The 23410-nt window shown below is 37.1% G+C and carries 20 protein-coding genes, 5 tRNA genes and 2 pseudogenes; 16 read left to right on the top strand and 11 right to left on the bottom strand.

Annotation, left to right across the window (positions count from 1 at the left end):
- From ACFSAV_RS06645 to ACFSAV_RS06625, 5 genes are all read right to left on the bottom strand, one after another.
- On the bottom strand, positions 1-105 hold a 105-nt coding region (locus tag ACFSAV_RS06645; RefSeq protein WP_005651251.1), incomplete at its 3' end, for a GTP-binding protein.
- Between the two features lie 104 nt (positions 106-209).
- Positions 210-285: transfer RNA gene (locus ACFSAV_RS06640), tRNA-Thr, on the bottom strand.
- A 3-nt stretch (positions 286-288) separates the two neighbouring features.
- Positions 289-363: transfer RNA gene (locus tag ACFSAV_RS06635), tRNA-Gly, on the bottom strand.
- A 46-nt stretch (positions 364-409) separates the two neighbouring features.
- A tRNA-Tyr gene (locus ACFSAV_RS06630) sits at positions 410-494 on the bottom strand.
- Between the two features lie 29 nt (positions 495-523).
- Positions 524-599: transfer RNA gene (locus ACFSAV_RS06625), tRNA-Thr, on the bottom strand.
- A 220-nt stretch (positions 600-819) separates the two neighbouring features.
- Here ACFSAV_RS06625 and coaA point away from each other — a divergent pair.
- Complete coding sequence (coaA, locus tag ACFSAV_RS06620; RefSeq protein ID WP_379097668.1) at positions 820-1773, top strand: type I pantothenate kinase; 954 nt, start codon at positions 820-822, stop codon at positions 1771-1773.
- 70 nt (positions 1774-1843) lie between these two features.
- Here the strand turns inward: coaA and hslU are convergent, their stop codons facing one another.
- From hslU to ubiA, 4 genes are all read right to left on the bottom strand, one after another.
- Positions 1844-3175 (bottom strand): HslU--HslV peptidase ATPase subunit, encoded by a 1332-nt coding sequence (gene hslU, locus ACFSAV_RS06615; RefSeq protein ID WP_101776398.1) that lies wholly within the window; start codon positions 3173-3175, stop codon positions 1844-1846.
- A 19-nt stretch (positions 3176-3194) separates the two neighbouring features.
- A complete protein-coding gene (locus ACFSAV_RS06610; protein WP_101776399.1) occupies positions 3195-3515 on the bottom strand; it encodes a DMT family transporter in 321 nt (106 codons plus the stop codon).
- Positions 3516-3533: 18 nt separating this feature from the next.
- Positions 3534-4058, bottom strand: a complete 525-nt coding sequence (gene hslV / locus ACFSAV_RS06605) for an ATP-dependent protease subunit HslV (RefSeq protein ID WP_101776400.1) — start codon at positions 4056-4058, stop codon at positions 3534-3536.
- Between the two features lie 113 nt (positions 4059-4171).
- Complete coding sequence (gene ubiA, locus ACFSAV_RS06600; protein ID WP_379097663.1) at positions 4172-5035, bottom strand: 4-hydroxybenzoate octaprenyltransferase; 864 nt, start codon at positions 5033-5035, stop codon at positions 4172-4174.
- A gap of 257 nt (positions 5036-5292) precedes the next feature.
- Here ubiA and ACFSAV_RS06595 point away from each other — a divergent pair, with 257 nt between their 5' ends.
- From ACFSAV_RS06595 to napF, 7 genes are all read left to right on the top strand, one after another.
- The gene (locus ACFSAV_RS06595) at positions 5293-6786 is read left to right on the top strand and encodes a PTS transporter subunit EIIC (RefSeq protein WP_379097660.1); all 1494 of its coding nucleotides are present in this window, start codon (positions 5293-5295) and stop codon (positions 6784-6786) included.
- 141 nt (positions 6787-6927) lie between these two features.
- Positions 6928-7647 carry an MgtC/SapB family protein gene (locus tag ACFSAV_RS06590; RefSeq protein ID WP_101776403.1) on the top strand — a complete coding sequence of 240 codons (720 nt, stop codon included), beginning with the start codon at positions 6928-6930 and terminating at the stop codon, positions 7645-7647.
- A gap of 240 nt (positions 7648-7887) precedes the next feature.
- A complete protein-coding gene (locus ACFSAV_RS06585) occupies positions 7888-10314 on the top strand; it encodes a DMSO/selenate family reductase complex A subunit (RefSeq protein WP_379097656.1) in 2427 nt (808 codons plus the stop codon).
- Positions 10315-10324: 10 nt separating this feature from the next.
- Entirely contained in the window at positions 10325-10942 is a 618-nt protein-coding gene (locus ACFSAV_RS06580; protein ID WP_379097653.1) for a DMSO/selenate family reductase complex B subunit, read from the top strand.
- 1 nt (position 10943) lies between these two features.
- The gene (locus tag ACFSAV_RS06575) at positions 10944-11792 is read left to right on the top strand and encodes a dimethyl sulfoxide reductase anchor subunit family protein (RefSeq protein WP_379097649.1); all 849 of its coding nucleotides are present in this window, start codon (positions 10944-10946) and stop codon (positions 11790-11792) included.
- An 83-nt stretch (positions 11793-11875) separates the two neighbouring features.
- Positions 11876-12481, top strand: a complete 606-nt coding sequence (gene dmsD, locus ACFSAV_RS06570; protein ID WP_379097646.1) for a Tat proofreading chaperone DmsD — start codon at positions 11876-11878, stop codon at positions 12479-12481.
- Positions 12482-12497: 16 nt separating this feature from the next.
- A complete protein-coding gene (gene napF / locus ACFSAV_RS06565; protein ID WP_379097643.1) occupies positions 12498-13070 on the top strand; it encodes a ferredoxin-type protein NapF in 573 nt (190 codons plus the stop codon).
- Here the strand turns inward: napF and selB are convergent.
- Positions 13065-14939, bottom strand: coding sequence for a selenocysteine-specific translation elongation factor (selB, locus tag ACFSAV_RS06560; RefSeq protein WP_379097640.1), 1875 nt, complete (start codon positions 14937-14939; stop codon positions 13065-13067). The genes napF and selB overlap by 6 nt on opposite strands.
- Positions 14940-15168: 229 nt before the next feature.
- Here selB and uriH point away from each other — a divergent pair, with 229 nt between their 5' ends.
- Entirely contained in the window at positions 15169-16101 is a 933-nt protein-coding gene (gene uriH / locus ACFSAV_RS06555) for a uridine-preferring nucleoside hydrolase UriH (RefSeq protein WP_379097635.1), read from the top strand.
- Positions 16102-16175: 74 nt separating this feature from the next.
- On the opposite strand, the gene selA is transcribed toward uriH, so the two are convergent.
- A complete protein-coding gene (selA, locus tag ACFSAV_RS06550) occupies positions 16176-17558 on the bottom strand; it encodes an L-seryl-tRNA(Sec) selenium transferase (RefSeq protein WP_379097632.1) in 1383 nt (460 codons plus the stop codon).
- A gap of 190 nt (positions 17559-17748) precedes the next feature.
- On the opposite strand from selA, the gene ACFSAV_RS06545 reads away from it, so the two are divergent.
- The 7 genes and pseudogenes from ACFSAV_RS06545 to ACFSAV_RS06515 all read left to right on the top strand — a co-directional run.
- Positions 17749-17843: transfer RNA gene (locus tag ACFSAV_RS06545), tRNA-Sec, on the top strand.
- Positions 17844-18185: 342 nt separating this feature from the next.
- A pseudogene (locus ACFSAV_RS06540) lies at positions 18186-18401 on the top strand (integrase arm-type DNA-binding domain-containing protein); the annotation flags it as partial.
- Between the two features lie 131 nt (positions 18402-18532).
- Entirely contained in the window at positions 18533-18883 is a 351-nt protein-coding gene (locus ACFSAV_RS06535) for a hypothetical protein (protein ID WP_379097629.1), read from the top strand.
- 129 nt (positions 18884-19012) lie between these two features.
- Positions 19013-20341 (top strand): Fic family protein, encoded by a 1329-nt coding sequence (locus tag ACFSAV_RS06530; protein ID WP_417629283.1) that lies wholly within the window; start codon positions 19013-19015, stop codon positions 20339-20341.
- A gap of 638 nt (positions 20342-20979) precedes the next feature.
- Positions 20980-22029, top strand: coding sequence for a GNAT family protein (locus ACFSAV_RS06525; protein WP_379097623.1), 1050 nt, complete (start codon positions 20980-20982; stop codon positions 22027-22029).
- On the top strand, positions 22007-22381 hold the full coding sequence (locus ACFSAV_RS06520) for an ASCH domain-containing protein (RefSeq protein ID WP_379097620.1): 375 nt from the start codon (positions 22007-22009) through the stop codon (positions 22379-22381). The genes ACFSAV_RS06525 and ACFSAV_RS06520 overlap by 23 nt, the downstream gene beginning before the upstream one ends.
- An 808-nt stretch (positions 22382-23189) precedes the next feature.
- A pseudogene (locus ACFSAV_RS06515) lies at positions 23190-23410 on the top strand (ShlB/FhaC/HecB family hemolysin secretion/activation protein); the annotation flags it as partial.

The raw sequence follows: 23410 nt of genomic DNA, 5'->3' as shown, positions 1-23410 counted from the left end.
TACTGTAGTGATTGCTGCTGTTAAAGTTGTTTTACCATGGTCAACGTGGCCGATTGTACCCACGTTTACGTGCGGTTTTGTACGTTCAAATTTTTCTTTAGACATTGAGAGTCCCTCTAAACAAACACGGTTATGGATGGTTCAATATACCACATTAACCAAAATTCAAAATTTGCTGTTAATTAAAGGACAGAAAGGAAGTTTAAGACTGGTGCTGATAGGCGGATTTGAACCGCCGACCTCACCCTTACCAAGGGTGCGCTCTACCAACTGAGCTATATCAGCGTTTGGAGCGGGCAGCGGGAATCGAACCCGCATCATCAGCTTGGAAGGCTGAGGTAATAGCCATTATACGATGCCCGCAGTCCTAAATTCATCTGACCCATCAGAACTAGATTCATTTAAAAAATGGTGGAGGGAGAAGGATTCGAACCTTCGAAGGCTGAGCCGGCAGATTTACAGTCTGCTCCCTTTGGCCGCTCGGGAATCCCTCCGCGTTAAATGAACACCTGCAGAGAAAGAATGGTGCCGACTACCGGAATCGAACTGGTGACCTACTGATTACAAGTCAGTTGCTCTACCTACTGAGCTAAGTCGGCATCTCATAAGCAAGTGAGGCGTATTATAGGGAAATTTTTATCGCTGACAAGCATTTTTTGCAAAAAAATGCTTTTTTTTAATTGTTCGTTTAATTATCAGTCAAAAAGCGGATTTTTTATTATAAATTTAGCTGATTTGTAAAAATTTTATGCGATTTTGCTTGTTTATAAGGTATATTTCATATCCAATTTACGGCTATATAAATAAGTTGAAGAGATTGTGAAGTCAAGAAACGTCAATTTTTTATCAAATCAATTAACACCTTTTTTATCATTCAATCGTGAACAATGGGCGGAATTACGTAAATCTGTGCCTTTAACTTTAACTGAGCAAGATTTAAAACCATTGTTAGGTATTAATGAAGAGTTATCTTTAGACGAAGTACGTACTATTTATTTACCATTAGTACGTTTGGTTAACTACTATATAGAAGAAAGTTTACACCGCCAGTATGTCATGAATCGTTTTCTAGGAGTAAATCCGACAAAAGTGCCCTATATCATTAGTATTGCTGGTAGTGTCGCAGTAGGAAAAAGTACATCAGCAAGGATTGTTCAATCTTTATTATCACAATGGCCAAGCGCGCGTAAAGTTGATTTGATTACTACAGATGGCTTTTTATATCCATTAGAAAGATTGCAAAAAGAAGGAATTTTGCACAAAAAAGGGTTCCCTATTTCCTATGACACACCACGTTTAATTCGTTTTTTAGCAGATATTAAATCAGGTAAATCAAAGGTGAGCGCACCAATTTATTCTCACTTAACTTATGACATTATTCCCGATCAATTTAATGTAGTTGATCAGCCTGATATTTTGATTTTGGAAGGTTTAAATGTGCTGCAAACAGGCGATAATCGTTCCAATCAAATGTTTGTGTCTGATTTTGTCGATTTTTCGATTTATGTAGATGCAGATGAAGCCTTGTTAAAAGAATGGTATATCAGTCGTTTCTTAAAATTTCGTCAAAGTGCGTTTAGCGATCCAAATTCTTATTTTAAACACTATGCTAATTTGTCTAAAGAAGAGGCTATTGTGACTGCAGGTAAGATCTGGGATGAGATTAACGGTTTGAACTTGAAACAAAATATTTTACCAACAAGAGAACGTGCGAATTTAATTTTAACGAAAGGCGCAGATCATGCAGTTGAATTGGTCAAATTGAGAAAATAGTGAAAAAACAGTAAAAAAGCACCGCACTTTTGTTGAATTGATGTAAAGTACGGTGCTTTTAGTCCAGTTATTATAGAATAAAGCGGCTTAAATCTTCATTTTCAACCACATCGCCTAAGGCATCACTCACGTAAGCTGCGTCAATGTTAACTAATTGACCGCTCATCTCACTTGCACCAAATGAAATTTTATCCATTAAACGTTCCATTACTGTATGTAAACGGCGCGCACCAATGTTTTCAGTTTTTTCATTAACACGGAAAGCGGCTTCAGCAATTTTTTTGATCGCATCTGGCGTAAATTCAATATTGACACCTTCTGTTGCCATAAGAGCCTTGTATTGCTCCGTTAAAGAAGCATTTGGCTCTGTTAAAATTCGCTCAAAATCGACCGCACTTAATGCAGAGAGTTCAACACGAATAGGTAAACGACCTTGTAACTCTGGGATTAAGTCAGATGGACGTGCTACTTGGAATGCACCAGAGGCTATAAATAGAATATGATCCGTTTTTACCATACCATGCTTGGTACTGACAGTTGTGCCTTCAACTAAGGGTAATAAATCTCGTTGTACACCTTCGCGCGAAACATCAGCGCCACTGTATTCCCCTTTTTTGCAGATTTTGTCGATTTCATCAATGAACACAATGCCGTTTTGTTCTACTGCATCAATGGCTTTTTGTTTTAATTCTTCTGGGTTGATTAATTTTGCTGCTTCATCATCAATCAGTGTTTTTAACGCATCTTTAATTTTCATTTTGCGTTTTTTCGTTTGTCCAGTTGATAGATTTTGGAACATAGATTGTAATTGGTTGGTCATCTCCTCCATACCCGGCGGTGCCATAATTTCGACGCCCATTGATGGGGTTGCCACATCAATGTCAATTTCTTTATCATCTAATTGCCCTTCACGTAATTTTTTACGGAAGACTTGGCGTGTTGTACTATTGTTGTCATTTTCCTCAACTTGTCCCCATTGATTCTTAGCTGGCGGAAGTAGTGCATCTAAAATCCGATCTTCTGCCGCTTCTTCAGCACGGAAACGTTTTTTTTCAATTTCAGTTTGACGTACTAATTTCATCGCACTGTCGGTTAAATCACGGATAATCGAATCGACTTCTTTACCAACATAGCCTACTTCTGTAAATTTTGTCGCTTCTACTTTAATGAATGGAGCGTTGGCGAGTTTAGCTAAACGACGTGCAATTTCGGTTTTACCTACACCAGTAGGTCCAATCATGAGAATATTTTTAGGTGTCACTTCGTGACGGAGTGGCTCTTGCAATTGCATTCTGCGCCAACGGTTTCTTAACGCAATAGCAACTGCTCTTTTAGCATCTGCTTGACCAATAATATGTTGATCTAATTCAGAAACAATTTCTCTAGGAGTCATTTCAGACATATTTTTCTCTCTTATTTCTTCAGTGTGACGCTAATTTTAAGACAATCACGCCACCAATAATCATTAATGCACCGAATGTACGCCAAAAAGTCAGTGCATCATTGTAATATAAAACGCCGACAATAAAGGCACCAGCTGCACCAATTCCAGTCCAAACTGCATAGGCGGTACCCATTGGGATAGATTTTTGTGCAAGCCATAACATAGCACCACTACCTGTCATAAAGGCAATTGCGATAAAAAGCCCGAGCCAGCGTGTTTCCGCTTGACCTGCCATTTTTAAACCAATTGGCCATCCAATTTCTAATACACCAGCAATAATTAAGTAAAGCCACGCCATATATGTATGTCCTATAAGTTAAGGTAGTTCTTCAATTGTCAAGTTGGTATTGGTGTAAACACAAATATCACCTGCAATTTGTAGCGATTTTTCTACGATTTCACGTGCGGACAAATCCGTATTTTCTACAAGTGCGCGCGCTGCAGATAAAGCAAAATTACCACCAGAACCAATAGCTAAAATTTGGTCTGCCTCAGGTTGCACTACATCGCCAATTCCCGTGATGATGAGGCTTTCTTTTTCATCTGCAACGATTAGCATTGCTTCTAATTTACGCAATGCGCGATCAGTGCGCCAATCTTTGGCTAATTCCACTGCACTTTTTAGCAAATGACCTTGATGCATTTCGAGTTTACGTTCAAATAATTCAAATAAGGTGAATGCATCAGCAGTACCCCCCGCAAAACCAGCAAGGACTTTACCATGGTATAATCGACGCACTTTGCGTGCATTGCCTTTCATTACTGTATTACCTAATGATACTTGTCCATCGCCACCCACGACGACTTTACCATTACGACGAACACTTACAATCGTTGTCATTTTGTTTTCCTTTTATGTCAAAACGTATTGGCTAATATTGAGATGTTATAAGAAAAATCAAGGTAACTTACGCAGAAACCATTTGATTTTTTCATTGGTGCGTTATGTTTGAGTTAGTAAAAAATGCCAAATAGAAACGCAATAAAGACCATTAAGCCAAAATAATTATTATTTAAGAATGCTTTAAAGCAATCTTCTCTTTTTCGATTTTTGATCAATTTACACTGATAAATGAATAATAAAGTTGCAAGCAGTAACACAACAAAATAGCTATTGTGTAATTGCGCGAGATAACCAATGAGGACTAAAAAAATGAGGGTGGCAATTTGTAATAATGAAATAATTTTATTGTCATATTGGGCAAATAAAATGGCAGTTGATTTTACTCCGATTCGTAAATCATCATCACGATCAACCATAGCATATTGTGTGTCATAAGCCACAGTCCAAGCTAAGTTAGCGCAAAAGAGTAACCAACATTCCAAAGGGAGTGTTTCAATTGATGCGCCGTACGCCATTGGAATTGACCAACCAAATGCCATACCTAAAAATAATTGTGGCAAATGCGTGTAGCGTTTCATAAATGGGTAAATAAAAGCGAGAAATACCGCAATAAAAGACAAGGAAATAGCATAATAATTGAGAAAGAGCACTAAAATAAAAGCGCATAAAATTAAAAAGACAAATAAATATTTTGCTTCTTGTGCAGTTGCTGCGCCTGTTGCTAATGGGCGTTGCGAGGTTCGTTTTACTTTGCCATCAATATGACGATCAGCATAGTCATTAATCACACAACCTGCAGCACGCATTAAGACCACACCTAAGACAAAAATAGTCAGAATAGTGAGATCAGGCATTCCTTTTACAGATAAAAAAAGCGCCCAAAGTGTCGGCCAAAGTAATAATAGGGTGCCAATAGGTTTGTCAAAACGCATTAATTGTGCATAAGCAATCAATTTTTGTTTAGAAATTGACATAATGTCCGTTATTTAGTTAAAAGTGCGGTCATTTTACTGCAAATTTTGCCAGATTTCTTTACAAAATCATTTCGTTAGTTGGATTCATGATAAATAAATCATTTTTTGCTATGTTTATATGTAATTACTTAGCCTAAATATAGGAGTTGGTAGAGAAAATCCGCTAAGTGAAGTCTAAATCTGTGATAGAGCTCACTGTGTGATTGAGATAAAAGCTTTACACTGACAAAGAATTGTTGTTTTACGAGGAGGAGTCTATGTTTAAACAGCTTCAACAAGTTGGTAAAGCATTTATGTTGCCAATTGCTATTTTACCTGCAGCAGGTTTACTGTTAGGGATTGGTGGCGCGTTATCGAATAAAGCGACCATACAAGCTTATCCAATTTTGGATAATGCAGCGTTACAAAGTATTTTTCAAATTATGTCAGCAGCAGGAAGTGTGGTCTTTGCCAATCTTGCGTTGTTACTTTGTATCGGTTTAGGTATCGGTTTGGCAAAACGGGATAAAGGTGTTGCTGCGCTTGCCGCCGTAGTTGGTTATTTAATCATGACAGGGACGATTGCTGCCTTAATTCCAATTTTTTCGCCTGAGGTAAAAGGTATTGATACGGGAGTCATTGGTGCGTTAGTCATGGGATTAATTACGGTCAAATTGCATAATCGTTACCATAATATCCAACTACCACAAATTTTAGGTTTCTTTGGTGGTTCACGTTTTGTACCTATTGTTACTGCCTTTGCTGCAATTTTTGTCGGTGCTGTGTTTTTCCTCATTTGGCCAACTTTCCAAGGTTGGTTAGTGTCAGCAGGTGAAAGTATTGCTTCTATGGGCGCAGTCGGTACTTTCTTCTATGGCTTCTTAATGCGTTTGAGCGGTGCTGTTGGTTTACATCATATGATTTATCCGCTGTTCTGGTATACCGAATTAGGTGGTACAGAATTAGTGAATGGTGAAACGATTGTTGGTGCACAAAAAATCTTTTTTGCTCAGCTCGCAGATCCAAATCATCAAGGCTTATTTACTGAAGGTACCCGTTTCTTTGCAGGGCGTTTTGATACGATGATGTTTGGTTTGCCAGCCGCTTGCTTGGCTATGTATCATTGTGTACCAAAAGCACGTCGTGGTTTAATTGGTGGTTTGTTCTTAGGCGCTGCGCTGACTTCTTTTATTACAGGGATCACCGAACCAATTGAGTTTATGTTCTTATTTGTGGCACCTTGGCTTTATGTGTTCCACGCATTCTTAGATGGCGTTTCTTTCTATATTGCAGACATTTTAAATGTATCAATTGGGAATACTTTCTCTGGCGGTTTTATTGATTTCTTACTATTTGGTATTTTACAAGGTAATGAAAATACCAACTGGATTCGTGTCGTGATTGTCGGCATATTCTGGGCGATGTTGTATTACTTCTCATTCCGTTTCCTGATTACTAAATTCAATGTGATGACACCAGGGCGTGCAGAAGAGCAAGACGATGTAGTAGAACAAACGACTTCTTCTTTAACTGAAAATGCGCACCACATTATTGAAGCTTTAGGTAATGCTGCTAATATTGAGCATGTCGATGCTTGTATTACTCGGTTACGAGTGAATGTGAAAGATGTTAAAGCGGTCAATAAAGCACGTTTAAAAGCATTGGGTGCTATTGATGTACTTGAAGTAGGTGGTGGTATTCAAGCTATCTTTGGAGCTAAAGCTGTGTTGTATAAGAGCGAGGTAAATCAGATTTTAGGTAAAGAAGATTAATTCTTGCCTGACGTTATGCCTCTAATTATTTTTTAGAGGCATTTTTGTTGTAATTAAATATATTTTAGTTTGGCTCTAGACTTATAGGATTCCCTTGTTAGAATTATTGGACATTCCAATTAATGTTAATTTGACCTTTCTATGAATAGCTTTACTGAATTATTCCATCTTTTCTTAGCTTCAACGCAATTTTCTATTTTAGCCAAAATGGCAATGGCAATGTTACTCGGTGGTATCATTGGACTGGAGCGAGAGTTAAAACGTAAGCCTGTCGGGGTAAAAACCTGTGTCATTATTGCTGTGACGACTTGTGTTTTAACCATTGTTTCTATTCAAGCTGCTGAACATTATGCACAAGTGTCTGAAAATATTCGTACCGATCCAATGCGTCTAGCTGCACAAGTGATTAGTGGGATTGGTTTTTTAGGCGCAGGCGTGATTTTACGTAAAAGCAATGATGCAATTTCTGGCTTAACAACAGCCGCGATTATTTGGGCGGCAGCAGGCATTGGCATTGCAAGTGGTGCAGGTTTCTTCTTTGATGCCATTATTGCGACTATGATGATTTTAATTGCAGTGCGATTAAGTCCAATTGTGCAAAGTTTAGTGCGTCATAAAAATAAAATTCGTAAAACAAAACTGACAATTCAACTGAATACACCAAATGCTATTGGTAAAATCACCGATATTTTAATTAGTAACAATTACCGTATTGATAGTTTAAATGTAAAAGATTTACCGAATACAGATGACATACGTTTAAATATTCGTTGTTTAATTACGGATAAAACTATGCTGCAAAATGTTTATTTATTATTAAAAAATGAGCCAGAAGTCGTCAGTGTGGATATTGAAAATTAAGCTATCGTGTAAATGTGATTATTTTCTTACAAAAGAATGGATCTTGTTAATATTTAGCTTTGCTTAAATAAAAACAATTATCATTAAAATTATCTTATTGATTTATATCATATTTTTTGTTGTTGCTATCATTTTCTTTTGAAAAAAGTTGATCTATCTCATTATGTATACCTCCTTTTGAGTGTTAAATAACGATACTTTCGTATTTTTGTTTATAACATAACCATCGGGGGAGAAGTTATGGATAAATCAATTGTCAATCCCACATTGACTAGACGGTCTTTGCTTAAAAAGACATCTATTGGTGCTGCATTAGCTGCAACAAATCTTTCATTACCATTCAAAGCTACCGCTGCTGAGAAAAGTGCGGTCAATTCTACAGAAGAAAAAGTTGTTTGGAGTGCTTGTACCGTTAACTGTGGTAGTCGCTGTCCACTAAGAATGCATGTTAAAGACAACAAAATTCTTTATGTTGAAACAGATAATACTGGGACTGAGACTTACAATCTTGATCATCAAGTTCGTGCTTGTTTACGTGGTCGTTCAATGCGTCGTCGTGTTTATAATCCAGATCGTTTGAAATATCCGATGAAACGTGTGGGTAAACGTGGAGAAGGAAAATTTAAACGTATTAGCTGGGATGAGGCACTGACCGAAATAGCCACTGCTTTGCGTAAAAATATTGAGAAGTATGGCAATGAATCTATCTATCTCAACTATGGGACGGGAACGCTTGGTGGCACAATGACTCAATCTTGGCCACCAAGTTCAACAATGGTTGCTCGTTTTATGAATTGTATTGGGGGATATCTTAATCATTATGGCGATTATAGTACGGCGCAAATTGCAGTTGGTTTAGATTATACCTATGGCGGGGGCTGGGCTTTAGGCAATGGCATGGCTGATATTGAAAATAGTAAGTTAGTCGTACTGTTTGGTAATAACCCAGCAGAAACACGGATGAGTGGTGGTGGTTTGACTTATTGTATTGAGCAAGCTCGTCAAAAATCCAATGCTAAATTGATTATTATTGATCCGCGTTATACTGATACAGGGGCTGGGCGAGAGGATGAGTGGATTCCTATTCGTCCTGGTACAGACGCTGCACTTGTTTCAGCGTTAGCCTATGTGATGATTACCGAAGATTTAGTCGATCAGCCTTTCTTAGATAAATACTGTGTGGGTTATGATGAAAAAACCTTACCAGCGGGTGTACCTATAAATGGGCATTATAAAGCTTATATTTTAGGTCAGGGTGAAGATGGTATTGCAAAAAACCCAGAATGGGCAGCACAAATTACGGGAATTCCTGTAGATAAAATTATTAAGCTCGCTAGAGAAATTGGTGGCACTAAGCCAGCTTTTATTTCTCAAGGGTGGGGACCTCAGCGGCGTAGTAACGGCGAGTTGATTTCTCGAGCAATTGCGATGCTACCAATTTTAACTGGTAATGTTGGTATTCATGGTGGTAATACGGGAGCAAGAGAAAGTGCATATGCTATGCCATTTGTGCGCATGCCAACTTTAGAAAACCCTGTTCAAGCAAGTATTCCGATGTTTTTATGGACAGATGCGATTTTCCGTGCCCATGAGATGACCGCGTTAACTGATGGTATTAAAGGTGTTGATAAACTGACTGCACCAATCAAAGTGATTTGGAACTATGCGAGTAATTGTTTGATTAATCAACATGCTGATATTAATCGCACTCATCAAATTTTACAGGATGAAAGTCAGTGTGAATTGATCATCACTATTGATAATCATATGACTTCAACTGCTAAGTATAGTGACATTTTATTACCAGATTGTACAACATCAGAACAAATGGATTTTTGTTTAGATGCTTATATTGCGAATATGGATTATGTCATCTTTGCTGATCAAGTGGTAAAACCATCGTTTGAATGCCGCAATATTTATGACATGTTAAGTGATCTTGCTGAGAAAATGGGAGTAAAACAGCAATTTACTGAAGGTCGTACTCAAGAAGAATGGCTACGCCATATTTATGAGCAATCTCGTGAAAATATTCCCGAATTACCAACGTTTGATGAGTTTAGAAAACAGGGTATTTTCAAAAAAGTTGATCCAAATGGTTTTTATGTTGCCTACAAAGCTTTCCGTGAAAATCCAGAGGCAAATCCATTAGCTACACCTTCTGGAAAAATTGAAATTTATTCTCAGCGTTTAGCGGAAATTGCGCAAACATGGAAGCTAGAAAAAGATGAAGTGATTCATCCATTGCCAATTCATACAGATAGTTTTGAGCATTATGGCGATAAACTGATGGAAAAATATCCATTACAAATGACAGGCTTCCATTATAAAGCACGTACTCATTCCACTTATGGCAATGTTGATGTGATTAAGGCTGCCAATCCACAAGAAGTTTGGATTAATCCGATTGATGCACAGACACGCGGTATTAAAAATGGCGATATGATTCGTATTTTTAATGATCGAGGTGAAGTACAAATTCATGCCAAAGTCACTCCGCGTATTATTCCAGGTGTGGTTGCATTAAGCGAAGGTGCTTGGTATGCGCCAGATAGCAAAGGTGTCGATCATGCTGGTTGTGTCAATGTATTAACTACACAACGTCCATCGCCTTTAGCAAAAGGTAATCCACAACATTCTAATTTAGTTCAAGTTGAAAAAGTCTAAGGAGTGAGCTATGGAACAATATGGTTTTTATTTTGATTCAGATCGCTGTACAGGCTGTAAAACTTGTGAATTAGCCTGTAAAGATTATAAAGATTTAGATACAGCGGTTAATTTCCGTCGTATTTATGAATACAGCGGCGGGAATTGGATTGAAGATAACACAGGTTGCTGGAATCAAGATGTGTTTACTTACTATATGTCGATTTCTTGTAACCATTGTGATAATCCAGCCTGTGTAAAAGTCTGCCCAACAGGAGCAATGCACAAAAATGCAGATGGCTTTGTGATTGTCAATGAAGAAACTTGCATTGGTTGCCGTTATTGTCATATGGCTTGTCCATATGACGCGCCACAATATGATGCAACTAAAGGGCATATGACCAAATGTGATGGTTGTTATTCTCGTGTGAAAGCAGGGCAAAAGCCAATTTGTGTTGATGCCTGCCCGTTACGTGCATTAGATTTTGCTCCGATTTCGGAATTAAGAGAAAAATATGGCGAACAAGCCTCAATTGCACCTTTACCGCCAGCAGATCTTACTGCGCCAAATTTAGTGGTGAAAACAAATAAACATGCTCGCCCAAGTGGTGACACAACGGGTTTCTTAGCTAACCCAAGAGAGGTGTAAAATGAATGGATTACATGAATTACCTTTAGTCATTTTTACAGTATTAGCACAATCCGTTGTTGGTGCATTTTTAGTCTTTTCGATGGTGCTATTTACTACTCAAGATGTACATTATCGCCGTTATATTCATAAAGCGATGTTTGTATTATTAGCATTATTAAGTATTGGTTTCGTGGCTTCTATTGCACATTTAGGTTCTCCATTACGTGCGTTTAACTCGTTAAATCGCGTAGGCGAATCTATGTTAAGTAATGAAATTGCTACAGGAGCCTTGTTCTTTATATTTGCTAGTGTGTATTGGTTATTTGCGATGTTAGATAAATTACCTAAAGCCGTTGCAAGTTTATTGTTAGTTTTAGCTTCTGCTGTTGGTGTTATTTTTATGTACATGATGAATCAGGTTTATCATATTGCGACAGTACCAACATGGAATACGAGTTTCACTACTTGGGGCTTCTATTTAACTGTTATTTTAGGTGGTTTTACATTGGGTTATGCTTTATTACATACAGAACGTCCTGATGGTAAAGTAATTACTTGGGTGCCGACTGTCATTTCAATTATGGCATTTGTGGCGGCTATCGTTGCAATGTATCAAGGGGTTGCTTTAGCTGGTATTGTGACATCAGTGCAAAAAGCCACTGCTCTTGTACCTGACTTTGCGGTATTGACAGCGCTGCGTTTTTGCTTAATTGGTTTGGCTGTTGTGTTATTGTTTTATGTTGTACATAAACCAACTTCAATTATGAGTAAAATTATTGCTGTTTTCTGTGTACTTGCTGGTGAAATGATTGGACGTATGTTGTTCTATGGATTACATATGACTGCGGGCATGGCAGTAGGTGCTTAGCCTATAAGGTGGGGCAAGTTGTCACTTGCTCCATATTTTACTGATAAAGTGCGGTCTTTTTTTCACAATTTTCGGATGAATTTATGCAGACAGAACAATTACAATGGATCTCCGCTTCTGGGCGTTTATTAGGTACATTATTCTATTACACACCTGATGATCAACATTTAGCACCGATTATCGAATTTTTCCAACAAGCCGATTGGCAAAACGAATGGCAACCAAAACCTCATGCGGAAATTGTGCAGAAAATTACACAAGGAATGCATTCTGAGCAGTTAGCTATGGAATATCAAGGTTTATTTATTGGACCAAATACATTAATAGCGCCGCCTTGGGGATCGGTGTATCTTGATCAAGAATCAGTCATCTTTGGTGATTCATTACTGGCATTACGTGAATTTTTACGCCAAAATGAAGTCGCCTTTGTAACAGAACAAGATGAGCCAGAAGATCACATTGGTCTGCTGTTAATGCTCGCAGCTTACTTAGCAGAGAGACGTCCTGATTTGCTAAACGTATTTTTAGCGGAGCATTTTTTCACTTGGTCAACACGTTATTTACAACTCATGGCAGAACAGCAAGAGTCAGTATTTTATCAAGGTCTTGCTTTATTAACGCAGCTCACTTTGACTGATTGGCAGCAACAACTGGCAATTGAGGTACAACAAGTCCGCATATACCGTTAACGAAATTGAGCTTTATATGCCAAAATGTATTTCAGATAGTTCACAAAATCACCGCGATGAACGTTATTATGAGGCGTATTTAAGCCATCATAGGGTTTCTCGTCGTGGTTTATTACGTGGTCTATTGGGAGGACGCGAACAAGCCGTTAAGCAAGAAAAGCGCCAACAAAATCGCCCCCCTTTTGCGGCTAAAGAATCATTATTTGTTGAAATCTGTAATGGCTGTGGGGATTGTGTAAAGGCTTGTCCTTATGGTTTGATTCGTCTCATTGAGCATAAACCTGTCCTTGACATTGATTTCTCTGCATGTGATTTTTGTGCTCAATGTGCTGAAGTATGTGAGCGCCATGCTTTACATCGTGTTTTTCCCGCTGATACTGAACTTCGCCCTAGATTCAGTTCAAAATGTTTAACTCAGCAAGGGCAAAACTGCACAGAATGTCAACAAAAATGCCCTCAAAAAGCGATTGTTTACCAACAAAATAAGCTATTTGTGAATCAAGATTGCAATGGTTGCGGTGAATGCAAAGTGAGCTGCTTTGTGAGCGCGGTTACACTACAGCATTTATCTTTTGCATCTCATTTATAAATCAAACACATCTCCATCTCTTAATACATGCAGATGACCTTTACGACGTAGAAAACCACAGCGATCAAAATATTCCATCAACTGTACAACTAATTTACGTCCAAATTTCAATTCATCACGTAGCTGATTAACAGAAATAGCACCATGCTGAGCAATAAATTGTTTGACTAAACGAGAATAAGCATAAATAGTTTCGGTAAGGAAAAAACGATCTTTGACAATCGGAGTGAGGTAGCCCAGTTTACCTGCTTTGTAGAGAAAGTTTCGCATAACCGTTTCTTCTTGTGCTAACACGGCGGCTAAATCACGTACCCATAATGCTTGACCATTATTTTGTTCAAATTGCGCTAATACAGTTTGCCAGAGCTGTTGCTCTTGAACTGAAAACGATATTTTATGTTCGGGTAAATGTAACCAACCGCGAGTTTGTTGTAGTTTGCCTTGGTTTAATAGTTCATCAATAAAGTAATAAATTAATTTTTCAGGTTGATTTAAGGTTGCGATACGATATAAGCGTGCTTTACTAATGCCTAATTGGTCATTATGTTGCTCATGATATTGTGCAAGAGCAGCATGTAATTTCGCATATTGTTGCTGTTGATAATCGTGATTAAAGCACCAATCTTGAAAGCGTATTTGCTGATTTTCTTGCAATATATCAAGTAGTTGCTTTTCACATAATTGCTCCACCCACATTAAGGTCTGTGCAGGGATTGCTTTATGTTGTAAGTAAAGTGCGGTACGTTTTGCGCAAGTTTCTGCTTGTTGTAATTGCTGTAACAAAGCCAATCGTTCTGCGGTACGTTTGTAACGTTTTGGCGAGTTGATTTCTAACACTTTAGCACCAGCAATAACCTGTTTGGCATCAGCACTGCGCAAAATTAATTTATCTCCGTATGCTAAAAAGAGTGGTTTCTCCAAAATAATTTCAGCCAAACCTTGTTGCGTCGGATATAACTCTCTATTTTGCAATAAATTCAGTTTACCTGTAGAACGTGCGCAGGCGTGGTATAAATGTACTGATTGGCTTTCATTTAACGACATTTCAGCAGTGATTTGTACGCTAATACGCGCTGTTGCTGTTTGTGGTGCCTGTGAAAATAACCAATCACCACGTTCAATTAATGTACGATCTAAATCGGTGTGGATATTGAGGGCTAAGCGTTCACCTGCCATACCTTGTTGTGCCTGTTGATTTTGGCTATGAATGTTTTTTACACGTACAGTTTGGCCATTCGATAAATACAATTCATCATTAATTTTGACTTGACCAGCAAAGGCTGTGCCTGTGACTACTGTACCCGCGCCTTTCACACTAAATACACGATCAATAGCGTAGCGAAAAGGTCTATTTTGATCAGCTCGATTCGGGAGTTGTGCTAAATATTGACGTAATGCTTCGATTCCTTGTGCTGTTTTAGCAGAAGTAATAAAAAGAGGTGACTTGGCTAAAATGGGGTAGTTTGCTTTTAATTGCTGGGAAAGTTGGTCAATTTGACTTGAGGTTGCACGATCTGCTTTTGTAATAACGATGATAATTTGTGCTAACTGCAACAAACGTAAAATAGTGAGATGTTCTTCTGTTTGTGCCTGAATTCCTTCATCTGCCGCAACAATGAGCATGGCATAATCAATACCACCTAATCCAGCCAACATATTGACTAAAAATTTCTCATGACCCGGTACATCAATAAAACCTAAAGTGCGGTCTGTTTTTTCCAAATTTGTGAGTGGCAGATAGGCATAACCTAAATCAATCGTCATACCACGCTTTTTTTCTTCTGGTAAATGCGCTGTGTTCGTGCCAGTTAATGCTTGCAATAATGCGGTTTTGCCGTGATCGACATGGCCAGATGTAACGATAATCATGTTATTGTTTTCCTCAAATCAATTCTGCGTAATTTTATCATTTAGCCACAGAATGGCTAAGATTTTTTGTTATTGCTGATACGTTGTAGTCGGTATTAGGTGATGTTGTGATCCCGTTCACAATTATGTTAACAAAGCATTGTGATTAAAGAATAATCCTTCTAACCTCAAAGATAAATTTGAAAAGATACAGTGCGTTGTATATACCTATGCTGAGAATGAGGTAAAAATGAAAAAAATTATTTTAGATTGTGATCCCGGTCATGACGATGCAATTGCTATTTTACTTGCACATGGTAATCCTGAAATTGAGTTGTTAGCGATCACAACAGTTGTTGGTAACCAAACTTTAGAAAAAGTGAGTCGCAATGCGTTAGCAGTAGCCGAAATTGCCAATATCATTGATGTACCTATTGCGAAAGGTTGTGTACGTCCTTTAGTGCGTGAAGTTGAAGTGGCACCAAGCATTCATGGTGAATCAGGTATGGATGGTCCAGTTTTGCCTGAGCCAACTTTAGCATTAGATCCTCGCCATGCAGTAGATTTAATTATTGAATTAGTGATGAGTCATCCTGCGAAAACAATCACATTAGTACCAACTGGAGGATTGACTAATATTGCGATGGCAGTACGTAAAGAGCCGCGTATTGTAGAACGTGTCAAAGAAGTCGTATTGATGGGCGGTGGTTATCATACTGGTAACTGGAGTGCTGTAGCAGAGTTCAATATTAAAATTGATCCAGAAGCTGCACATATTGTGTTCAACGAAAAATGGAAAGTCACAATGGTTGGCTTAGATTTAACACATCAGGCGCTAGCAACCCCTGATGTCGTTGAGCAAATTGGACAAATCTCAACGAAACCCGCTAAATTTGTACTCGAACTGTTAGCATTCTTCGGCAAAATGTACAAACAAACACAGGGTTTTGATTATCCACCAGTGCATGATCCTTGCGCTGTTGCTTATGTTATTGATCCAACAGTGTGTACTACAAAAGCTGTACCAGTTAATATTGAGTTAACAGGCACCCATACTTTAGGAATGACGGTGGCCGATTTTCGTTACCCAATACCAGAAAATTGCCATACACAAGTCGCGATGAAATTAGATAAAGAAAAGTTCTGGCGCTTAATTTACGATGCGCTAAAACGCATTGGTTAAGTTAAAGAAAAGTAAGAGAAAGTAAAAAAGGGGGCATTTAAAATAATAGATTGCCCCATTATTAAAATGATTTTTTAAAGTTGTTTGAGCGTATCTAGCAACCGCTCTAAGCTAGCAAGACTACGTAAATCAAGCCAAATTTTTTCTTTTTCGACTCGGCAAATAATTGGCTGTGGTAAACGTTTAAAGTGATTTAAAAGTGCGGTCAATTTTCCAGACATTTCCGTAGAAAGAGTTACTGCAACTGAAGGAATTATTGCTAACGGCTGTGAACCGCTGCCAATTTGCGCTGAACTCTCTTCAATTTTCACTATATAATCATTACCTAATTTATCGTGTAATGCTGTTTTTAGCTTTTCCGCTTTAGCTAATAACTCATTAATAGGCTGGGTCAGCAAATAAAGTGCGGTCAATTTTTCACTTAATTTTTCAGGCTGTAAATACAAACGTAAGGTGGCCTCTAGACCAGCTAAAATCACTTTATCACAACGTAATGCACGTTTTAATGGATGGGATTGTAAACGCTCAATCCAGGCTTTTTTACCTACAATAATGCCTGCTTGTGGTCCACCAAGTAATTTATCGCCTGAGAAAGAAATCAAATTCACGCCTTGTTCCCATTTTTCTTGGACTGTTGGTTCTGCTGGCAAACCGTATTGCGTTAAATCAATCAAGGCACCGCTACCAAGATCAGTTATCACAGGTAAATTGAATTCTTTGCCTAATTCGACTAATTCTTGCTCACTAACAGATTTAGTGAAACCACAGATTTGATAATTACTGCTGTGAACTTTCATTAAAAAGGCAGTATTTTCGTTAATTGCGTTACGATAATCACTTAAATGAGTGCGATTAGTTGTGCCAACCTCGACTAACTTACAACCTGCTTGTTGCATAATATCAGGAATGCGAAACGCCCCACCAATCTCGATCAATTCCCCTCGTGAAATAATCACTTCTTTGCCTTGTGCAAAGGTCGCTAACATTAACAAAACCGCTGCTGCATTATTATTGACGACACAAGCGGCTTCTGCACCAGTTAGCTGGCAAAGGAGTCCACTAATATAGTTGTCACGATGGTTACGTTCACCTGCATGAAGGTCATATTCAAGCGCAACATTTTGCTGCATTGCTGTTAAAGCAGCATGTTGTGCTGCTTCTGCCCATAATGCACGTCCCAAGTTAGTATGCAATACTGTCCCTGTCAAATTATGCACAGACTGAATATTCACTTGCTGTTGTTGAATTAATTTGTGTCTAATTTCGTTAATAATGTGCTGAACATCAGTGAAAATTTGCGGTAATTGCTGATCACGTTTTATTGCCTTACGCCCCTGTTCAATTAAACTACGACAGACATTCACCACCGCAGTATGTCCAAATTGAGTAACTAATTCAGCACCTTCAGTCGTTTTTAATAGTTTGTCGATAGAAGGCAGTTGTTGATAAAGGGACATGAGTAATTCCTTTTTAGCTGACAAAATTGGTCTAATCATACTCGTTTTCACTTCAAAATTCAGTATTCAGCGTCAACAAAGACAGATTTTGTGATGTGCTTAAAAAAGTGCGGTCTGTTTTACGGAAATTTTCGTTGCTAACTTGAATCAAAAACATATTTACGTTAAAGTTCACCACACTTTCCTATACGGAGGAGCGTCGTTTCCGGTGAAGCGGCAGGACTTCAAATCCTGTTGAGGTTGCCAGCAATCTCGGGTGGGTTCGACTCCCATTCTCCTCCGCCAATCCATAAATCAATCTTCATCAAACCTCACCAAAATAATTAATAAAACCCAGTAAAATCAAGGTTTATCGCATTTTACATAGTGCAAAATTAATCAAACTTATTCATTCTAACCCACATTTTTAGTACTATAAATAGTACTATAATTTTAGAAAGAACCCATTTTAGTACTATTCACTCCCAAAATGAGAAAATAAAACTTTTAAATTATAGTACTAAAAATCTCGCAATGCCTTATATGATAAGGATTGAGTGCGTTTAGTACTATAATTTGAATATTCAAAAAATAGTACTATCTTGAGTATGCTTTCTAAAAATAACTCTTTCTACATGGAGTTTTTTTATGGCTAGATTAGTGAAGAAACTAACAGACAGCGAGATTAAAAACGCAAAAGCGAGTAGCAAACCACTATATGATGGTGATGGGCTATTTTTAGAAGTATCAAGTAGGGGGGCGAAATTATGGCGTTTTTGATACGCTCAGCCTTACACCAAAAAACGCACGACAATAAGCTTAGGCACCTATCCTGACTTGTCTTTATCACAAGCCAGAGCCCGCTTTACAGTTAGCCAAACCTTTAAACTCACTGGACAGAAGAAAGTAATAGTGAGGCACTGATTAAGGCGTTTAATGAGTGGGTCAATGAGTTTGGTTATCACTCAAGAGAAGAAAGCCAAGTAATAGACCTGGTGAGTGGCTTTTTACAATGCTTTACTTCTCGTTTTGTAGATTTTCCTTTTAATCCCAATCAGCCAGAGCCAAAAGATACTGCAGGTTATCGAATATTGGCAGAGGTAGAAAAGGACACGGACGAGAAGTTTTACATATTCCCACAAGTCTATATTCAAGATGTAATCAAAGGGTTTAATGAGAAACAGGCAAATGAGATTTTGCTTAAATCTGGCTTATTGGTTGTAAGTAAGGATAAAGGCTATCGTTATACAACGAGATTACCGCATAAAATCGACCCTAAGCGCACAAGATGTTATTTACTTATCCAGACTGCAGAATTTGAGGAGGAGGTCTGTAAGAGCGATTGATTGGCTTTTATTTTAGTAAAAGACTTTTTATTCTTTCAGATGAATATACTACATGACATATTTACAGTATTTACAATAAATTTAAAAAGTGGTTAACTAACTCAAATTTAAAAAATTGAGTTGAAAGCTATGAGAATATCAAAACCTAAAACATTAAGTGAGCTAATGGAATTGCTAAAAGATACCAGTATTGAAGATATTTTGGATTTAGCAAAAGTGAATGTTACGAATGATAAGGGGCAGTATTTGCACTGGCATAAATTTAAGCGTATTTACCCTAAAAAGTCAGAGTTGCATTGGCTTTTCACAAAGATGAGTAGAAGTTCTTTAATGACTTATATCGCTATTGGTGATATTAGATTCTCTTTTTGCGTTCCTAGCTCGTTACAGTCATTATTACATTACATTGATAAGAATAGTGGTGGAAGTGTAGGCACTGATAATTTAACGGGATTAAGTAAGCCCGAGCAAAATCATTTTTTGTTGAAATCATTAATTATGGAAGAGGCTATTACATCAGCACAGCTTGAGGGTGCGGTAACAACTCGGAAAGTAGCAAAAGAAATGCTTGAAACAGAAAGAGCACCCAAAACTAAAGATGAAATGATGATCTTAAATAACTATCGCTTAATGCAACAGGCGACCAAGTTAAGAAATGAACCTCTTTCAATAGAAATGATTTTAAAACTTCATTGTACAGCAACGCATAATGCTATTGAAAATAACGCAGTCGCAGGTGAGTTTAGACAAGATGATGAAATTTATATTGCTGATTATGATGGAAATAAGGTTCACCAACCACCTTCCCACAAAGATTTAATTAAATTAATGACAGATTTTTGTGATTTTGCGAACCAGAATCATAACGGTGAGAACACATTGTTTATTCACCCTGTGGTAAAGGCAATTATTCTCCATTTTCTTATTGGCTATATTCATCCTTTTGGTGACGGCAACGGAAGAACCGCAAGAGCTTTATTTTATTGGTTTATGTTAAAAAGTGGTTATTGGCTGTTTGAATATATTTCAATTAGTAGGTTACTTAAAGATGCGTCTAGTTCGTATGCTAGAGCTTATATTTATACAGAAACTGATGATTTAGATATGACTTATTTTCTGTATTATCAAGCAGAAATTATTAAGCGTGCTATTGATGACCTAGATAGATATATCAATGATAAACAAAGTCGGTTTAAGGAATTTACCGCTATCATTTCCAGTTATACTAAAAAAGAGAATCTTAACCATAGACAGATACAAATATTACAAAAGGCAGTAAAAGAAACAGGACATATCTTTACGGCTAAAGAGGTCAGTAATGAGTATGGTATTTCTGAGAATACAGCAAGAGCAGATTTAAACACTCTGCTAAACTTAAGGTTACTAGGGAAGATAAAAATAGGACAAACTATTGGTTACATTTCTCCTAATGATTTAATTGAACGATTAAAAGTGTAGTAGTTACATAATCCAAAAGCACCTAAATGGTGCTTTTTTATTGCCTAAAGATGTCGATAGAAAAGGAATTGATATTGATTGAGTTATTTACCAGTGATTGTGGCATAAATAAAGCCTGATATAACAAGGAATTAGATTAAAAGGTACTCCTGACGGGAGTGGGCTTTCCACGGGGCTGGACGCGCGCGGTTTTTGGCAGTTTTTTGAATTTCTAGGCATCATCATCTTATGTAAAAATACTCTTAAAGTATCCATATCTATCAATCTAGAGAAAGGGGGGAGGCTAAATTTCTACAGCTTTTCACTTTAGAAACCGCCCCCTTAACTTAATTTTTACAACCGCGAAATTAAAATTTTCAGGTATGGGGAGGGGTGGGTAAAAAGTTCTAGGAAAAAGCCCTGAATACCGCCCCGTCAACTCTTTTTTATCGCTATTCCAGTTTTTCGACCTTTTTTACTCTTTGAGGCGGATCACAAAACACATAATGGATGTTTGTTTATATAACGTTATTGTCTTAATATTAAAAATCGACTTTTTATAGAGGTGATTTTGTTGAATTTAGTGTGGGAGTTGATAAACAAAGTCTTCTGGTGATCTGTGCTTTGTGGTTAGTGGATTTAATATTAAGGAAAAAAATATGGATAACTTAAAAGTTGTACTCTTCTCCGATGTCAATTTAGACGATCCATTCTTTGATAGCTTAAAGAAAGATTATAAAGAGTTTTCTAACTGGTTTCGAAGAAAGTCAAACGAGCGGGCTTATGTTTTATATAACGATAATAACCTGATAGAAGGCTTTTTATATTATAAATTTGAGAGTGATGTAGAAGATGTAAACCCACCTATTCGAGGAAAATCTGTGATGAAAGTGGGGACGTTTAAGTTTAATCCTGTAGGAACATTAAGAGGACAAAGGTTTATAAAGAAAATATTAGATATTGCCGTAACAAACCATATTGATATAGTTTATCTTACTGTTTTTGAAAAACATGAGGCATTAATCGACTTGTTCAAATTCTATGGTTTTGAGAAGAATGGAGAAAAAGTTAGCCAAAACGGGACTGAGCTTGTTTACCTAAGAGATCTCCATGTGTTCAAGAACCATATTTATCAGGACTACCCTTTCATTCATCAACAAAACGCTAATAAATATCTACTTGCCATAAGACCTGAATATCACACAAGAATGTTTCCAGAATCAAAATTATTTGGAGAATCTCCAGATATTATTAAAGATGTGTCACATTCAAATAGCATTCATAAGATTTATATTTCCGCTGCTTATAACGCTACTGATTTAAAATGTGGTGATATTATTGTGATTTATAGAATGACTGATATCGCAAAGAGAGCTTATTACAGATCTGTATTATCCTCCGTTTGCGTAGTAGAAAATGTGCGTCATGTTAGCGAATTTAAAACACTCTCTGAATATCTTAAATATTGTCTAAAATTTAGTGTATTTACAGAGCAAGAGTTATCCCGTTTCTACTATGAAAAATATCCTGAATATGTAATTAGATTCACATATAATTTAGCGTTGCCTAAAAGAATTAATCGGCAATCCTTGCTTGACAATGGAATTATTCAAGATAAAAATAGAATAGTACTACATCCAATTTCGGACGAAAAATTTAACAAAATTATATATTTATCAAAAGCCAATGAAAGTTTTATTATCGATTAAACCTGAGTTCGTAGAAAAAATCATCTCAGGTGAAAAAAAATTTGAGTTTAGAAAATCGCTACCAAAACGCGAAGGAATAACAACAATTGTCGTTTACTCCACAATGCCAGTTGGAAAAGTGGTCGGTGAATTTAAGATTAAAGATGTGATATCCTATACACCAGAATCACTCTGGGAAAAAACAAAAGAATTTTCTGGTATTACCAAAAATTTCTTTGATGAGTATTTTTCCACAAGAGCTTTAGCGCATGCTTTTGAAATTGACTCATTCAAATTATACGATGAGCCATTAGCAATTTCAGATGTTATAGCTTCTGGCACACCTCCACAGTCTTATTGCTACATTAATTAATCAACAAACCGCCACACTGGCGGTTTTCTCTACTCTCAATTCGTTAGCCAATCAAATCCCCCAATTTTTGATTCAATAATCACTTTGTGCTTTGTTTTGATGTATTAACCTCCTATTTTCTTCAGTCTACTTAAAATGTCATTTTTAAAAACAACCCCATGTAAATGATCATTAATAACTAATTTTTTATCCGTACTCATACGAAGATAATCCGTATTGTTATTGTCCGATATGTAAATTTGTACAACGCTTATTAGCAAATAGATAAGAGTGAGGTACTTCACCGTTAGGAAAATTATCTTAACGTATACATGATAGGTTCAGCCAATGGCTGACACCCTTTTAACAAGTTTTAATTAGTCCTTTTTTATAATGTAAAGAAACTCATTTTTATAGAGGGATATTAGGCATAAATAAAGTATAAAAAACAATCAAAAATAAGGGATAAAAACAGTTTTTGTTACCTGTTTTGTTACCTATTTTTATTTGTTTAAAATAAATCTATTTATATTCAAATAGTTAGGCTCTAAATTCAACTCCCATTCTCGACATAGTGGTTAGATTTTTTGATTGATAGCAGTATACCGTCTTGAATGGAGTTGTTTGTTACTGTATCAAAATATAGCAACTGGTTTAAAACGATAATGTTGGGTTAAATCAGTTTTTTCTTTATTTGAAGTTCTGATTGCTGTTTTTTTAATCAAAAATGGGATTGTTTTAGTTGAAAATAAATTGGTCATGAAATAGACTGTGCCGAATTTTTTCATAACAAAAAACACCTTTTTATTCAGGTCGTTAGGAATTTTTTATGCGCCATTTTCCTTTATTTGTGCTGTTGACAGCGACAAGTTTGAGTTCAGCAGCGAATTTATCGCCTTTAGAGCAAAAAGCATTAGACCAGCTTGATGCGACCCAGCAACAACGCCAACAAGCGTTGGAAGTCCAAAAGTCCAATCAGTTTTCAGCGCAATCGGATGTGCAATTTGACAAGCCACCCTCGAGTGAGTTTCGTTTACCTGTTGCGGAATC

This window comes from Pasteurella oralis (assembly GCF_042681465.1).
GTDB classification, from domain to species: domain Bacteria; phylum Pseudomonadota; class Gammaproteobacteria; order Enterobacterales; family Pasteurellaceae; genus Pasteurella; species Pasteurella oralis.
Note: the sequence above shows the minus strand (reverse complement) of the source record. Positions and strands in the feature narration are given on the sequence as shown.